Source organism: Nocardia sp. NPDC057668 (assembly GCF_042799795.1).
Lineage (GTDB): Bacteria > Actinomycetota > Actinomycetes > Mycobacteriales > Mycobacteriaceae > Nocardia.
Map to the genome: position 1 here is coordinate 363,871 of NZ_JBHVIC010000007.1, position 15,448 is coordinate 379,318.

12 protein-coding genes are annotated in these 15,448 nt (G+C 71.4%); 7 read left to right on the forward strand and 5 right to left on the reverse strand.

The window, feature by feature from the left end; translation table 11 throughout:
- Positions 1 to 525 precede the first annotated feature (525 nt).
- Together ACFVBH_RS34970 and ACFVBH_RS34975 are read left to right on the forward strand one after the other, a co-directional pair.
- Positions 526 to 2,622, forward strand: coding sequence for a serine/threonine-protein kinase (locus ACFVBH_RS34970; protein WP_379008757.1), 2,097 nt, complete (start codon positions 526 to 528; stop codon positions 2,620 to 2,622).
- A complete protein-coding gene (locus tag ACFVBH_RS34975) occupies positions 2,619 to 4,898 on the forward strand; it encodes a protein kinase (protein WP_379008367.1) in 2,280 nt (759 codons plus the stop codon). The genes ACFVBH_RS34970 and ACFVBH_RS34975 overlap by 4 nt, the downstream gene beginning before the upstream one ends.
- Positions 4,899 to 4,932: 34 nt before the next feature.
- Here ACFVBH_RS34975 and ACFVBH_RS34980 read toward each other — a convergent pair whose 3' ends face one another.
- Complete coding sequence (locus ACFVBH_RS34980; RefSeq protein WP_379008370.1) at positions 4,933 to 5,865, reverse strand: NAD-dependent epimerase/dehydratase family protein; 933 nt, start codon at positions 5,863 to 5,865, stop codon at positions 4,933 to 4,935.
- 109 nt (positions 5,866 to 5,974) lie between these two features.
- Here ACFVBH_RS34980 and ACFVBH_RS34985 point away from each other — a divergent pair, with 109 nt between their 5' ends.
- Together ACFVBH_RS34985 and ACFVBH_RS34990 are read left to right on the forward strand one after the other, a co-directional pair.
- Positions 5,975 to 6,916: a GlxA family transcriptional regulator gene (locus ACFVBH_RS34985; RefSeq protein ID WP_379008374.1), complete on the forward strand. Its 942-nt coding sequence runs from the start codon at positions 5,975 to 5,977 to the stop codon at positions 6,914 to 6,916.
- Between the two features lie 50 nt (positions 6,917 to 6,966).
- Positions 6,967 to 7,650, forward strand: a complete 684-nt coding sequence (locus tag ACFVBH_RS34990) for a nucleoside/nucleotide kinase family protein (RefSeq protein ID WP_379008377.1) — start codon at positions 6,967 to 6,969, stop codon at positions 7,648 to 7,650.
- Here the strand turns inward: ACFVBH_RS34990 and ACFVBH_RS34995 are convergent.
- Entirely contained in the window at positions 7,635 to 8,681 is a 1,047-nt protein-coding gene (locus ACFVBH_RS34995) for a PfkB family carbohydrate kinase (RefSeq protein WP_379008380.1), read from the reverse strand. The two genes, ACFVBH_RS34990 and ACFVBH_RS34995, sit on opposite strands and share 16 nt — an antisense overlap.
- 52 nt (positions 8,682 to 8,733) lie before the next feature.
- Between ACFVBH_RS34995 and ACFVBH_RS35000 the strand changes: the two genes are divergently transcribed.
- Complete coding sequence (locus ACFVBH_RS35000) at positions 8,734 to 10,164, forward strand: TerD family protein (RefSeq protein ID WP_379008383.1); 1,431 nt, start codon at positions 8,734 to 8,736, stop codon at positions 10,162 to 10,164.
- 57 nt (positions 10,165 to 10,221) lie between these two features.
- Here the strand turns inward: ACFVBH_RS35000 and ACFVBH_RS35005 are convergent, their stop codons facing one another.
- Both ACFVBH_RS35005 and ACFVBH_RS35010 read right to left on the reverse strand, forming a co-directional pair.
- Complete coding sequence (locus ACFVBH_RS35005) at positions 10,222 to 11,061, reverse strand: SDR family oxidoreductase (RefSeq protein WP_379008386.1); 840 nt, start codon at positions 11,059 to 11,061, stop codon at positions 10,222 to 10,224.
- Entirely contained in the window at positions 11,061 to 12,716 is a 1,656-nt protein-coding gene (locus tag ACFVBH_RS35010) for an aldehyde dehydrogenase family protein (RefSeq protein WP_354988251.1), read from the reverse strand. Before ACFVBH_RS35010 ends, ACFVBH_RS35005 begins: the two co-directional genes overlap by 1 nt.
- A 170-nt stretch (positions 12,717 to 12,886) precedes the next feature.
- Between ACFVBH_RS35010 and ACFVBH_RS35015 the strand changes: the two genes are divergently transcribed.
- Positions 12,887 to 14,173 (forward strand): PucR family transcriptional regulator, encoded by a 1,287-nt coding sequence (locus ACFVBH_RS35015; RefSeq protein ID WP_379008389.1) that lies wholly within the window; start codon positions 12,887 to 12,889, stop codon positions 14,171 to 14,173.
- On the opposite strand, the gene ACFVBH_RS35020 is transcribed toward ACFVBH_RS35015, so the two are convergent.
- Positions 14,170 to 14,433 carry a DUF2277 domain-containing protein gene (locus ACFVBH_RS35020; protein WP_379008392.1) on the reverse strand — a complete coding sequence of 88 codons (264 nt, stop codon included), beginning with the start codon at positions 14,431 to 14,433 and terminating at the stop codon, positions 14,170 to 14,172. The genes ACFVBH_RS35015 and ACFVBH_RS35020 overlap by 4 nt on opposite strands.
- 151 nt (positions 14,434 to 14,584) lie before the next feature.
- Here ACFVBH_RS35020 and ACFVBH_RS35025 point away from each other — a divergent pair, with 151 nt between their 5' ends.
- The gene (locus ACFVBH_RS35025) at positions 14,585 to 15,445 is read left to right on the forward strand and encodes a DUF1266 domain-containing protein (protein WP_379008395.1); all 861 of its coding nucleotides are present in this window, start codon (positions 14,585 to 14,587) and stop codon (positions 15,443 to 15,445) included.
- Positions 15,446 to 15,448: the final 3 nt, after the last annotated feature.

Genomic DNA, 15,448 nt, shown 5'->3' on the forward strand with positions numbered 1-15,448 from the left:
ACCCAGCTGGGCCCGGGGCCGCAGGACGAGGGCGAACCCACGCAGCTCGGTCCAAGGCCGCAGGACGAGGGTGAACCCACCCGGCTCGGCTCCCCGCCGGGAGACGACGGCGAAGCGACCCAGCTCGGTCCCGGGCCGGACGATGAGGGTGAACCCACCCGGCTCGGGCCGGCGCCGGACGATGAGGGCGAGGCAACCCAGCTGGGCCCGGGGCCTCAGGACGAGGGCGAACCCACGCAGCTCGGCCCAGGGCCGCAGGACGAGGGTGAACCCACCAGCCGCGGCCTGCCGCCCGGCGAGCAGACCCGCGCCGGGAACGAGTCCGGCGACCCGATCCCGATCGGCGAGCTGTTCGGCGACGCGACCCGCGGCGGCCGCGATCCCCTCGGGGAGCCCACGCGCGCCGAGGACTTCTTCGGCGAACTCACCCGCGGCGGGGCGCGACCGGCCGCGTCAGCCCGGACCGGAGCGCCGGAAGAGGCCACGCGGGCCGGGGGACCGGGTGAGCCCACCCGGGCACGGTCGCTGGACGAGTCCACGCGGTTCGGAGCGCTGGATGAGGCCACTCGCGCCGGTTCCGGGCCGGACGAGTCCACCCGGGCGGGTTCGGGCCCCGGTGACGCCACGCGGGCCGGGGACGCGCCCGGCGACGACGCCACCCGGGCCGAGGATCCGCCCGCCGAGGATTCCACCCGGATTCCCGACTCCGCCGAGGTCCTGGCCGAGACCCGCGCCACCGGCGGGCTGGCCGCCCCCGCCATGAGCGATCTGCTCGACCGCATCGAAATCGGCCAGAGCATAGACGATTTCGACCTGCTCACGGGGCTGGGCAGCGGCGCCTTCGCCCGCGTGTTCCTGGCCCGCCAGCGGTCGCTGCAGCGCCTGGTGGCGGTGAAGATCTCCGCCGACCACGGCACCGAGCCGCAAACCCTGGCCCAGCTCGACCACGACTACATCGTGCGGGTCTTCGACCAGCGGCTGATCTCCGGGATCCGATTCGAGTCCGGGCGGCGGCTGCGGCTGCTGTACATGCAGTTCCTGCCCGGCGGCACCCTGCTGGGCGTACTGCGCTGGGTGCGCGCCACCCCGGTCGCCGAGCGCAGCGGGCAACTGCTGCTGGACGCCGTGGACGCGGCCATGGAGGAGAAGGGTGAGATCCGGCCCACCGATTCCAGCGTGCGCGCCGAGATCGCGAGCCTGAGCTGGCCGGAAGCCGTCGCCTGGCTGGGCCGCCGGCTGGCCGAGGCGCTGGACTACGCCGACGGGCACGGCGTGCTGCACCGCGACGTGAAGCCCGCCAACATCCTGCTCACCGCCGAGGCGGTGCCCAAGCTGGCCGACTTCAACATCAGCTTCGCGCGGAATCTGGAGGACGCCAGCCCGGTCTCGTACTTCGGCGGCTCGCTGTCCTACATGTCGCCCGAGCAGCTCGAGGCCTGCCATCCCGGTCACGCGCACACCGCCGCGGACCTGGACACCCGCGCCGACATCTTCTCCCTCGGCGTGGTGCTGTGGGAATTGCTCACCGGCGCAAAGCCGTTCGACGACTCCACCGCCGGTCCCGGCGATCACGGCGACCGCACCACCCTGGAAGCCATGCTCGCGCGCAGGCGCGGCGGCGTCGAGGGCCCGGCCCTGGACCGGATTCCGCAGGACTGCCCGGCCGCGCTGCGCCGGGTGCTGCTGACCTGCCTGGCCCCCGATCGCGAACAGCGCTGGCGCAGCGGCGCGGTGCTGGCCGAGCAGTTCGCCCTGTGCCTGGATCCACGCGCCCGCGACCTGGTGGACCCGCCGCCGAACAGCTGGCGAATGCGGCTGCGGCCCTGGCTGGTTCCCCTGGTGACCCTCGCGGTGGCGATTCCCAACATCCTGGTCTCGGTGTACAACATCCTGCACAACGACACCCTGATCGTGAGCAGGCTGTCGGCCGAGGCCGAGCGCAGTTTCACCCTGACCACGGCCACCGTGAACTCGCTGTTCTATCCCATCGGCATCGCGATCATCATCTATCTGTGCCGGTTGGTGATCTCGGTGCCGCGCGGCCTGCGCAAGGGCCGCGAGTACGACGCGGAGACCCTGCGCCGCGCGCGCACCGACGTATTGCTGTGCGGGGAGCGCATTTCCTTCGTGGTGTTCTCGCTCTGGGTGCTGGCGGGCATCACCTTCCCGATCGCGCTGCGGCTGGCGACGGGGGAGATACCGGCCCGCGGCATGGTGCATTTCCTGGTGTCGCTGGTGGTGTGCGGGGCCATGGCGGTGGCCTATCCGTTCTTCCTGGTGACCTTCTATCTGGTGCGCTGCATCTATCCGATGTTCCTGCGCGAGGGCGTCAGCGCAGACGACGTCGCGTTGCTGCATCGGCTGGGCCGGCGATGCACCAGCTATCTGGCGGTGGCCGCCTCGGTGCCGCTGCTGGCGGTGGCGGGGGTGACCTTCCTGCCGCCGGACGACATCCCGCTGGTGATCGTCGCCGTACGGGTGCTGAGTGTCGGCGGCATCGCGGCGTTCGTCGTCGTGTACATCATGTTCCGTGCCCTGGAAGCGGATTTGCGAGCCCTCGAACGGGTCGGTACGCCGGTGCGGTCCCACGACACGCGGGAGCGAGCGGGCAGCCGATCGTGAGTGAGCACGCGGCGCAGGCGCTGGCCCGCTTCGCCGCCGAGTGGGAGTCGACACTGCGCGGGCAGCGCCGGGAGCCCCCGTCACCGGCGCGGTTCGTGCCGGACGCGGCCGTCGCGCGGCTGGCCGTGCTCGTCGAACTGGTGCGGGTCGACATCTCCCAGCGCCGCCGGCGCGCGGGTCTGGAGAAGCGAGTCTTCGCGTACCGCACCGAGTTTCCCGAGCTCACCGGCAGTCCCGAGTACGCGGAGCTGGTGTACGAGGAGTTTCTGATCCGCGGCCGCTACCGGCCGGTGGACCCGGAGGTCTTCGCCGCCGACTATCCGGAGGTCGCGGGGGAGCTGCGCGAGCGCCTGCGCGCGGGTGCGCGGACTCCGGCCGCGCCGCCCGCGGATCTGCCCGCCGACATCACCGTGGGCCGCACCCTGGACGACTTCGATCTGCTGACCGATCTCGGCGGGCACGCGCACAGCCGCATGTTCCTGGCCCGTCAGCGCTCCATGCAGCGCCTGGTCGCGGTCCGGGTGGACGCGGGCGCGGACAGCGACACCCACACCGTGGCCCAGCTCGAACACGACTACATCGTGCGGGTTTTCGATCAGCGGCTGCTCACCGGCGCGGCCGGAAAACCGTTGCGGCTGCTGTACATGCAGTACCTGCCCGGCGGCAACGCCGAGGGCGTGCTGCGCCTGCGCCGCGAGCAGGGTAGCGATGGCGGCGGCGCGGTGCTGCTGCGCGCGGTGGACGCGGCCATGGAGACCCGGGGCGAGATCCGGCCGGTCGATTCGCGGGTGCGCGCCGAGCTCGCGGCCGCGAGCTGGCCCGAAACCGTGGCCTGGGTGGGCCGCAGGCTCGCGACGGCCCTGGACCACGCCAACCGGGAAGGCGTGCTGCACCACGACATTCGCCCCGCGAACGTGCTCTTCACCGCCGAGGGCGTGCCGAAGCTCGCGGACTTCGCCCTGGGCCCGCGCTATTGGGATCCGGCGTCGGCCGGCATGGCGCAGGCAACCCCGGCCCAGGTGGCGGACCTCCGCTGGCGGGCCCCCGAGTCCCTGGCCGCCGCCCTGGACCCCGCGGCCCCCCTCCCCGACACCCGCGCCGACATCTATTCCCTCGGCGTCCTCCTCTGGGAGATGCTCACCGGCGCACCACCGTTCGGCGATTCCGAGCCCGGCGAGACACCCGGCCACGCCGAAACAGTCACGCCGACAAAGTCTTTCGGGCAGTCGACGGTTGCGGACATGCTCGAGCGGCGGCGGGCCGGGGTGCCCGCGGCCGCGCTGGCGGCGTTGCCCGCCGACACACCGCATGCGCTGCGGCGGGTGCTGCTCGAGTGTCTGGAACCCGAACCGGCTGACCGGCGATCGAGCGGGGCCGAGCTGGCGGGGCAGTTCGATCTGTGCCTGGACGCGCGGGCTCGGGACCTGGTCGACCCGCCGCGGCGCAGCTGGCGGGCGCGGGCGCGGGGGTGGGCGGTGCCCATCGCCGCGCTGTGCCTCGGGCTGCCCAATCTGCTCGCCAGCGTGTACAAGATCAATCTCAGTGGGAGCCTGATCGGGCAGCACCTGACCGTCGCCGAGCAGCAGACCTACGCGCATACGGTGCTGGTGGCCAACCTCATCGCGTTTCCGCTCGCCGGGCTGCTGCTGCTCTGGCTGGCCCGGCGGCCGCTGACCGTCACCTACCGGCTCGCGCGCGGGCACCGGTTCTCCGATGCCGAACTCGCCCGTGCCCGCGCCGACACCCTGCTGGTCGGTGAGCGCGCGGTGTGGGTGTCGGCGGGGGCCTGGATAGCCTCGGGCATCGGCTGGCCCACCGCGCTGGTGCTGGCCGGAGTTCGATTGCCCGACAACGCACTCGCGCAGATCTGGATCGGCCAGCTGGTCTGCGCCGCCATGGCGCTGGCCTATCCGTTCTTCCTGATCACCGTGTACTCGGTGCGGTCGCTGTATCCGCCGCTGCTCTCCCACGGCACCGTCGGCCCCGCCGACCGCGATCGCATGCGGCGGCTGGCCCGGCGCAGCAACTGGTATCTCGGTGTCGCGGCGTCCGTTCCGCTGCTCGGCGTCGCGTCGGCGACGTTCGTCTCCCGCGCCGACCTGGCCCTGGTGATCGACACCGTCCGCTGGCTCAGCGTGGGCGGTGTCCTGGCCTTCGCGGCGAGCTACTGGCTCTCCCGGCTCCTGGAAGCCGACCTGCTGTCCCTGGTGCGCGCGATCCCGGCCGAACGCGGCCGCGCCGCAGCGCGTTCGGGATCCGGCGGCCGGGCCGCGTGATCCCTCGCGCCCGGCTCCGGCCCGCCCTGTTCGGCTACGCGCGCGCGGCGCCCGCCAGGTTGCCCGTAACGGTGTCGGCCAGCACGTCCTCCAGCGGGGTGGGGGACAGGCCGAAGGTGCGCTCGGTGCGGGTGGAATCGAGCAGTTCGGGATGGGTCATGGTGTACGACATCTCGATCAGCTCGGCCACGATCGGGTCCTGCGCGCCCGCCCAGGCGATGTCCCCCAACGACATCGAGGTCAGCCGCGGCTCCGGCGCCCCCGCTCGCGCGGCCAGCCGGGCGGTCAGCTCCCGCACCGAGACCGTGGTCGAGGGCACGTGCCAGGCGTGGCCCGGCGCGCGGTCGTCCCGGGCCACGGTGACCAGGGTGCGCGCCACGTCGTCCACGAAGGACCAGCTGTGCGGTGCGTCCAGATCACCCGGGTACGCGGCGGGTTCGCCGGCCAGCACGGGTGTGGTCACCAGGAGATTGAACAGCGACCCGGCGTCGCCGCCCAGGAAGTCCGCGGCGCGCACCTCGGCGACCCGGGCCCGGCCCGCCGCGTGCGCGGCCAGGGCGTCCAGCCAGATCTGCGCGCGCACAGCCCCTTTCACCGAGATCGGCGCCATGGGCAGATCCTCGGTGAGCGGCCCGTCCGCCCGCCCGTAGCCGTAGATATTGCTCAGCGACACCAGCGTCGCCCCGGTGCGTTCGGCCGCGCTCAGCAGCGCGGCGGCGATGGGCGGGAAGTCCGTCGGCCACCGGTTGTAGGCGGGCCAGGCGGTGTTGATCAGAGCGCTTGCGCCCGTGGCGAGTTCGGTGAGCCGCTCGGCGTCCGAGGCGTCCCCGGCCGCCAACTCGATGAGCGGATGCGCGGGCCCGAGCCCGCGCCGGCTGACCAGTCGCACCCGCTCCCCGGACTCGGCGAGCAACAGGGCGGTGCGGGAGCCGGTGCTGCCCGCACCCGCGACGACGTGCAGAGACATGGTGATTCCCCTCGTTTCCGGGCCGCCGCTCGACGGCCCGCATCGAGCCTGCTCCCGCGAATCGAGCTACGGTAGTGGCCGGAAAGCCACATATCCCAAGGATCGAGCCATGCACCGGATCGCCGTCCTCGCCATCCCGCCCGTCATCAGTTTCGACGTGGGCATCCCCGAAATCGTCTTTCCGGCAGTGCGGGTCGACGGACGCCCGGCGTACGAGGTGGTGATGTGCACCGCCGATCCCGGCGCCGTGCCCGGCTACACCGGGCGCTCGTACCTCATCGACGCGGGCCTGGAAGCCGTGGCCGCGGCCGACACCGTCATCGTCACCGGCGCGGGCTCCCGGGACGACTGCGATCCCCGGGTGCTGCTGGCCCTGCGCGCGGCCGCCGCTGCGGGCACCCGCATCGCCTCGATCTGCACCGGCGCGTTCGCATTGGCCCAGGCAGGTCTGCTCGATCACCGCCCCGCCACCACCTACTGGCTGTACTCGCAGGAGATGCGCGAGCGCTTCCCCACGGTGGACCTGCAACCCGACGTGCTCTTCGTCGACGACGGCCAGGTGCTGACCTCCGCGGGCCTGGCCGCCGGGCTGGACCTGTGCGTGCACATCGTGCGCCGCGATCACGGTGCGGCGGTGGCCAATACGGTCGCGCGGCTGGCCGTGGTCGCCCCGATCCGCCCGGGCGGGCAGGCGCAGTTCATCGAGACGCCGCTGCCGCCGGAGACCGGCGCCGCGCTGGCGGCCACCCGCGCCTGGGCGCTCGCCAGGCTGGACGAACCGATCGGCCTGCGCGAGCTGGCCGCGCACGCGCACACGAGCACCCGCACGCTGACCCGCCGCTTCCGCGCCGAGACCGGATCCAGCCCGCTGCAGTGGCTGCTGCACCAGCGCGTGGACCGGGCCCGCGAACTGCTCGAGGTCACCGATCTGCCGATCGACGAGGTGGCCCGCCGGTCCGGGCTCGGCACCGCCGAATCGCTGCGGCTGCACCTGACCCGGCGGCACGGGCTGCCGCCGAGCGCGTACCGAAAAGCGTTCAGCCGCCGCTGACCTCGCGGTGTCGCGGGCCGCAGGGGTGTGCCCGGCAGTAGGGTGCTGGGGTGGCTCGCATCGGCGTCGAAACGACCCTGTCGGAGCTTGCGGCGCGCCTGCGACGGCGAGCGGACGGACATTCCGGGCGATTCATCCTGGGGATCGCGGGCCCGCCCGGCGCGGGCAAATCCACACTGGCACGCGGGGTCCGCGACGAGCTGAACGCCGCGGCCGGGGCCGAACTCGCCGAGGTCGCGCCCATGGACGGATTCCACCTCAGCAACGCGCGCCTGCGGGCCGCCGGCGATCTGGCCCGCAAGGGTGAACCCGACACCTTCGACGCCGCTGCGTATGTCGCGACCCTGCGCGCCCTGCGCGACACCCCACCCGGCCGCCCGGTGCCCTGGCCCACCTACTCGCGCGAACTGCACGAGCCGGTGCCCGGCGGCGTCGTCTTCGAGGCGCACCCCATCATCATCACCGAGGGCAACTACCTGCTGCTCGCGGACGACGCCGCCCCCGGCTGGTCCGCCGTGCGCCCCCTGCTCGACGAAACCTGGTACCTCGACGTACCCCGTCCCGTCATCGAACAGCGCCTGGTGCGCCGCCACATTCGCGGCGGCCGCAGCCCCGAGGACGCCAAAACCAAAGTGGCGCAGAGCGATCTGCTCAACGCCCGCCTGGTCGAGGCGACCCGGGCCCGCGCCGACCTGGTCCTGCGCAAATCCGGCCGCAACTACAAGATCGTCTGACCCCCCATCCACCCCCGCGTCCCCACCGACGCGCAGGACAGCGCCGCGACCTCGGCCGCGTGCCGCAACGCCACCGGGAACGCCTCCCCGAGCGCATGGAAATGGCAGAACGCCCCGTGCAGAATGTCCCCGGCCCCCAGCGTGTCCACCGCCGCCACCTTCGGCACCGCCACTTCGCCACGCGCACAAGCCGTTTCGCCCTGCACCGGAGACCGCCCGGGATCGCGGCCGGCGGATACGACGCCCGTGTCCGTTCCCCGGAACGAATAGCGAATGGGCTCTGCGCCATTGGTGATGGCCGCGTAGGCCGGACCGGCCGCGTGCAGGAAGTCGAAGACCTCGGCGGCCGAGCCTGCGGGTACGCCGGGCGGGGCGAAGGCCGCCGAGCAGATCGCGATATCGACCAGGGGGAGGAGTTCGGCGTGCACCGGCCGCCAGCGCCCGGCGTCGAGCACCACCGGGATCCCCGCCGCCCGCGCCGCCGCCGCGATCCGCAGCGCGGGTTCGGCGTAATGGCCGTCCACCAGGACTATCGCGGCGTTCCCGAGTAGTTCGGCCGCCGCGGCATCGGAACCCGGCCCGGCGACCTCGAACCGATCTCCGGGCCCGGCGTGCTCCGGCGCGACCGTGCCGGTGGCGGCGTGCCCGGCCGGCCCGGCGGGCAGGCGGGGGTCGGCGCGCGATCCGTCCAGGGAGACGATCGTCCGGGTCGCGGACGCGGTCGCCACCACGATCGAGGAGACCGGCGGCCGGGTCTCGGAGTCGGGGGTCAGGTCGGTCAGGGCGACACCGTAGCGGTGCAGGTCGTCGCGAATCGGTTCGGCCAGCGGGTGTTCGCCCAGGGCCGTGATCAGGGTGGGGGAGTGGCCCGCCAGGTGGGCGTAGGCGACCGCGGCGTTCGCGGCGGGTCCACCCGCGCCCAGGAAGAGCTCCGCGGCCTGGGTCTTGGTGTCCTCGGCCGGGTACCGGTCGACGGTGTAGGCGAGATCGAGAGTCGCGAGTCCGACGAAGACGGCGCCGTTTACTTCCATGCCGCCGACCCTACGGCGCTACCGTGGAGGGAACGGGGAGGTAAGGCGAGCAATGGAATTGACCAAGGGCGCGAACGCGCCGCTCACGACGGACGAGGTCGTCGTCGAGGTGAACGCCTCGACGCAGGTGGATGTGGCCGCGCTGCTGCTGACCGCCGCCGGCAAGGTCCGCTCCGACCACGACTTCATCTTCTACAACCAGCCGCGCGGCCCGGGCGTCACCGTGCAGCCGCCCAACCGGATCCGCATCGCCACCCGCGAGGTGCCCGCGGACATCGACAAGATCGTGGTCACGGCCAGCCTCGACGGCAGCGGCCCGCCGAACTGGGGGCGGGCCGGGCGACTGCAGCTCGCCCTCGTCGACCCGCTGCGCTGCACCACCATCGCCACGTTCACCCCCTCGGACCTCAGCACCGAGACCGCGGTGGTCGGACTGGAAATCTATCGGCGACAGGGCAGTTGGAAGGTGCGCGCCGTCGGCCAGGGCTACGCCAACGGCCTGGCGGGCATCGCCACCGACTTCGGCATCACCGTGGACGACGCGCCGCAGCCCGCCCCGCAGGCGAGCCCGTACCCGCCGCCCGCGAACCAGTACCCGCCCACCGCGCCGTTCCCCGCGACAGCGCCGTTCCCGCAGCAGTCCTACCCGCCGCCGCAACAGCCGTACGCGCCCCCGCAACAGCCGTATGCGGCTCCGTCCCAGCCGTATTCGCCGCCGCCCGCCTACCCGCCGCCGCAGCAGTACCCGCCGCCGCAGTACCCGCCGCAGTCGTACCCGCCACCCGCCCAACCGGCATACCCGCCGCCACAGCAGCCGTATTCATCACCCCCGCAACAGCATTCGCCCAACCCCGGCTACCCGCAGCAGCCCGCCCCCCGCTTCGGCGAGGCCACCGTCAGCCTGGACAAGGGCAAGGTCGTCTCGCTCAGCAAGAACGAGACCGTCTCGCTCACCAAGGGCGGCGTCGCCACCCTGACCAGGGTGCGCATGGGCCTGGGCTGGGATCCGGCCAAGCGCGGCAAGTCCATCGACCTGGACGCGTCCGTGGTCGCCTACGACAACCGGGCCAAGAAGCTCGGCAAGGTCTGGTTCGTCAACCTCAGCGAATTCCGCGGCGCCATCAAGCATTCCGGCGACAACCTGACCGGCGACGGGGACGGCGACGACGAGGTCATCACCGTCGACCTGCCGGCCCTGCCCGCCAACGTCTACGCCCTGCTGTTCACCGTGAACTCGTACTCGGGCCAGAAGTTCGACCAGATCTCCCGCGCCTTCTGCCGCCTGGTCGACGACTACACCGGCGCGGAACTGGTGCGCTTCGAACTCTCGCGCGGCGACCGCCGCACCGGCCTGTTCATGTGCATGCTCACCCGCGCCGCCAACGGCTGGAACATGACCGCGCTCGGCGACTACGGGGACGGCGCGACCGTCAACGCCATGGTCGACCCGGGCAAGCGATTCGTCACGGCGACAGTGCATTAGACGCCGCGAGGGCCGTGACCGGTACCGGTCACGGCCCTCGCCTCACCCCTCGGCGATTCAGCCGCCGTTGCCGCGCACCCGCGACTCGTACGCCTTGCGCGCCGCGGAGTCCACGTCGTCCAGGAACGCGCTCTGCGCGCCCAGCGCCCGGCCCAGCGCGTCGCCCCACGACTCCGGCAGCAGCCCGACGACCTGGGAGATCGCACCGGCGACCGCCGTGACCCGCACCTTGCTGCGCGGCTCGACGATCACCTTGGCGATGGCGTCGGCGATCTCATCCGGCTCGGCCGGCCGCAGCACCTTGGGCGGATTGACCCCCGACCCGAGTTCGGTCTTGGTCAGCGTCGGCAGGATCGAGGAGAACCGCACCCCCGTGCCCCGGTATTCCTCGCGCAGGGTGTCGGTGAACCCGAGCACCGCGTGCTTGGACGCGTTGTAGGTGGCCAGACCCGGAATATGGGTCTCCCCGGCCAGCGACGCGATGTTGATGACGTGCCCGCGCCCGCGCGGCAGCATGCGCGTGATCGCCAGCTTGGACCCCAGGATCACCCCGTACACGTTGATGTCCAGAATCCTGCGGGTGATCACGTCGGACTCGTCCACGAGCCGGCCCGTCGGCATGATCCCGGCATTGTTGATCAGCACGTCGATCGGCCCGAGCTGCTTCTCGACCTCGTCCAGGAACGCCTCGAACGACTGCTGATCGGTGACGTCCAGCCGCCCGAACACCTCGAACCCGCGGGTGGTGCCGGACTCCTTGACCGTCACCTCGTCCACGTCGCCGATGGCGATCTTCGCCCCGAGCGCCTGCAACGCCGTCGCCGTCGCCAGGCCGATGCCGCGCGCGCCACCGGTGATGACGACGACCTTGCCCCTGATAGCACCGAAGTCGGTCATTACTTGGTCCCCTTCACCGTGTCGAAAACCGCCTGCACGCTCAGCCGCCGCACGCCGCGCGCACCCGCGGCCCGCATCGCGGACAGTGCGATTCCGAGCTTGGTGGTGTTGTACGGGAACCACAGCAGCTCTTTGGTCTGCGTGGGCAGGATCGGCTTGGTGATGGCCTGCTGGCGGCAGTACTTGCGCACCCCGTTCTCCCCGCCCCAGCGCGCACCCACGCCCGACAGGCCCCAGCCGCCCATGGGCAGTGCGAAACTGAACATGTTGGAGAACACGTCGTTGATGTTCACCGCGCCCGCGTTCAATTGGCGCGCAACGCGTTCGGCGCGATCCTTGTCCCCGCTCCACACCGACGCGGACAGGCCGTAGATCGAATCATTGGCCAGTCGAACGGCTTCCGCCTCGTCGGCGACCTTCATGACCGGCACCGTGGGGCCGAAGGTCTCCTCGGTCATGCAGGTCATGGTGTGGTCCACGTCGGCCAGCACCGTCGGCTCGAACAGCGTGCCGACGCCCGTGCGCTTGCCGCCGGTGAGCACCCGCGCACCCTGCTTCACGGCCTCTTCGACGTGCCGCTGCACGATCTGCGCCTGGTTCTCGTTGGCCAGCGCGCCCATGTCGTACTTGGGCTCGCGCCCGTCCACACCCTGGCGCACCTCCTTGACGGCGGCGGTCAGCTTCTTCAGGAACTCTTCGTAGACAGGCGCTTCCACGTATACGCGCTCGACCGAGATGCACACCTGCCCGGCGTTGAACAGGCCGCCGAAGGCGATGCCCGCCGCGGCGCGATCCAGATCGGCGTCGGCCAGCACGATGGCCGGATCCTTGCCGCCCAGCTCCAGGCTGTACGGGATCATGCGCTCGGTGCAGGCGGCCGCGATCTTGCGGCCGGTCGGGGTGGAACCGGTGAACTGGATGTAGTCCGCGTTGTCCACCACGGCCGCACCCGTCGCACCCGCACCGGTGACGATGTCCAGGACCGGCGGCGCGCCGATCTCGCGCCAGCCGCGCACCAGCTCGAGCGCCGACAGCGGCGTCACCTCGGACGGCTTGAGGATGACCGCGGCACCCGCGGCCAGCGCGGGGATCACGTCGATGACCGGCATGGCGAGCGGGAAGTTCCACGGCGTGATCACCCCGACCACCGGGTACGGGCGGAAGACGCGGGTCAGCGTCTTCACCCGGGCCAGCGGGCTGTGCGGCGAAGGATGTTCGTCCGCAAGGAATTTCGCGGCCCGGCGGGCGTAGTAGCCGGTGAGGTCGACCGAGAACGCCGGATCGATGAGGGCGTCCACCCGCGCCTTGCCGGTCTCGGACTGCAGCACGTCGGCCAGGTGATCGGTGTTGTCCACCAGCCAGTCCTGCAGCTTGAGCAGCCATTCCTTGCGGCCGTCGGGCCCGATGGCCTCCCATTCGGCCTGGTGCACACGCAGTTCCCGCACCTTGGCCGCCACGGTCTCGGCCGAATCGATCGGGACCGTGCCCGCGAGCGCGCCGGTCGCGGGATTGCGCACCTCGAGTTCGGTGGGCTCGGGCGGGGTCGCCACCGCCTTCGGCTGGGCCGCGGGCGCCGCCTTGGTGGTCTTGGCCGCGGCGGGCTTGCGCGCCGGGCTCTTGCGGGGCGTACCCGCGGCGGATTCGGTATTGGTCACGATGTGCTCTCCCACGTGCGCTGCGTTGCGAAGGGTGCATGCTTGATGAGCCGTGTGCGACAGCTCACTGAACTATGATCGTGACACAATTCGACCGGCACATTCTTGGCCAATGAGCTCAATACTCGCGGCCGGGTTTGTGCTCCGAGTACAAAATCGGAGGTAGGGCCGTGGCTACCGGTCCCATTGCCGGGCCCACCGGCCCGATCGTCGGCCCCGCCGACCCCGTCATTCGCGAATGGATCGCCGATTTCGTGGCCGAGACCCTGCGCGCGGACACCCTGGAACAGGTCGTCACCCGGCTCGACAATGCCATCATCGCCCGCATCCCGGAACTGCGTGACCGCGATATGCGCCGCGACCTCACCGCCAGCAGCCGCGCGCACGCCCTCGAGGTGCTCAGCGGGCTCACCCAGGACCGCTTCGACTATCCGGTCCCCGCCGACGCGCACGCCTTCGCCCGCACGATCGCCCGCCGGGGCTACGACGTGCGTCTGCTGCTGCGGGTCTACCACCTCGGCCAGGAAGCGGTCATCGACTACATGGCCGAGGTCATCGATCAGCGCAAACTCCCGCAGGACATCGAACGTTCGCTGCTGCTGCGCCTTTTCGACCGCACCACCCGGTGGGTCAGCACATCGATCGAACAGCTCACCGACACCTACATGGAAGAGCGCGAACGCGGCCTGCGCGCGGCCCTGAACCAGCGCGCCGACATCGTGTCCGCGCTGCTCGCGGGCTCCGACCTCGAGGTCGAGAACGCCTCGGCCCGGCTCGGCTACCGCCTTGCCCAGCGGCACGCGGCCCTGGTGCTGTGGATCGAGGACGACGCGGCCGTCGCCCGCTTCGACGGCGACGACGACGCGGCCGGCCTGCTGGACCGGGTGGCCGCGCGCTGCGCGAGCGCGCTGGGCAACGGCAGTCTGCTCACCGTGCCCGCCGGCGCCACGGCACTGTGGGCCTGGATCGGGGTGGACGAGGAACCGGCGGACCTCCGCGGGGCCTCCTGGCCGGTCGAATCACCGGTGCGGATGGCGGTGGGCGGTCCCGCTGCCCAGGTCGCCGGATTCCGCGGCGCGCACCGCGAAGCGGTCGCGACCCGCCAGGTCGCCGAGCGCGCCCGGCCCGAGACCGCACGCGTGCTGCACTATCCCGACGTCGAAGTGGCCTATCTGGCCGGCGGCGACGACACCGCCATGCGGGCGCTCATCGACCGCGAATTGGGGGCGCTGGCCGGCCCCGGCGCGCATTCGGAGCGCTTGCGCGAAACACTGCACGCCTATTTGCGCGCGCGCCGAAGTCCGGACGCCGCCGCGAAAATGCTCGGCGTGCACAAGAACACCGTGCGTTACCGAATTCAGCGCATCGAAGATCTCCTCGGCCACACCGTCGAACAGCGCGGGCCGAAGCTGGAAATCGCCCTCGACTGCGTAGCCGTCTACGGCGTCCGGAACTAGTCCGTGTCGCGTGCCGCCCGCCGCCGCGACGGTGGCTCGTCGCTTGCCGCGGCGTGCACCCGGGTATCGGGCAACTCCGCCAGCAACTGCGTGGTCGCCGCGGCGATGGCTTCCACCGCCTTGTCGACCGCGGGTTTGGTCGCCGTCGTCAAACCGGAGACCCCACTGACCTTGCGCACGAACTCTTGTGCCGCCGCGTAGATTTCTTGTTCCGTGGCGGCTGGTTCCAGCCCGCGCAGGATGGTGATGTACCCACTCATGGCGCCGAGACTAGTGCCGGATTTCCTTGTGTGACAGGTCGAAATCCGGAGATAGCTCTCGAGTCACCTGAATAGGGCACTCGAGCGCGCCGCCACACTGCTATCGGCGAATGCGTGGCCACTCCAAGATCGATGAGACACAATCGGGGGTATGCCCGCCCGCGACGTGCCAACGCTGACGACATTCCCCTACCCGGAGCTCGACCAGCGCGAGGACGACCACTGGTCCGGTGCGCAGGTCTCCGACGACGAACTGCGCGCCCTGGCGCTCGGCGGCTTCTATTCCACGCGCTGGGACGCCTTCCACGACGCCCTCCTGCTGGGGCCCGAACGCGAACACCCGCTCGGCGATCGCCGCGAACTCGCCATCGACACCCTCACCGGGGCCTGGGGCATCACCGACGGCACCGAGGCCATGGCATCCATGGAGCAACTGCTCGAGGGGATGCACTCACCGCTCTACGCGCTCGTGCATCCGCTCGTCATGGCGGGCATCAATTCCCCTGAACGCGATCGCTTCGGTGAGCGCGCCGACCGGCACCGCGCGTTCCTGCGTCAGGTCGGCTCGTTCCGGGGCATGGAGAACACCGAGGCGCTGGTCCGCGACTACGACATCTGGGCCCAGGCCATCAAACTCGGGCTCACCGATCACCTGGTCCGCCCGCTGCCCACCGATATCCAGGCCTGGGATCTGGCGCGCGTGGTCGCGGTGGCCCGCATGGCCTACACCGCCGGATATCTGGAAGCCGATGTCGCGTGGGATTACCTCATGCGCGCCCTGCCGCTGGCACAGCGGAAATATCGCAATTGGCGGCAATTCGGCGACGCCTACCTGGCCGGCTGGACCTACTGGCAGGCGTGCGAGGATCTCGCCGAACTCAAGTCCGGCGGCGTGGATCGGCGGATGGAACTGTTGCGCCTGTGGATGCGCCCGACAAGTCCGTGGCGGCGTATCGAACTCCAGCCCGACACCGAGCCGGATCCGGATCCGGAAGCGGAACCCGCCGAATAACTT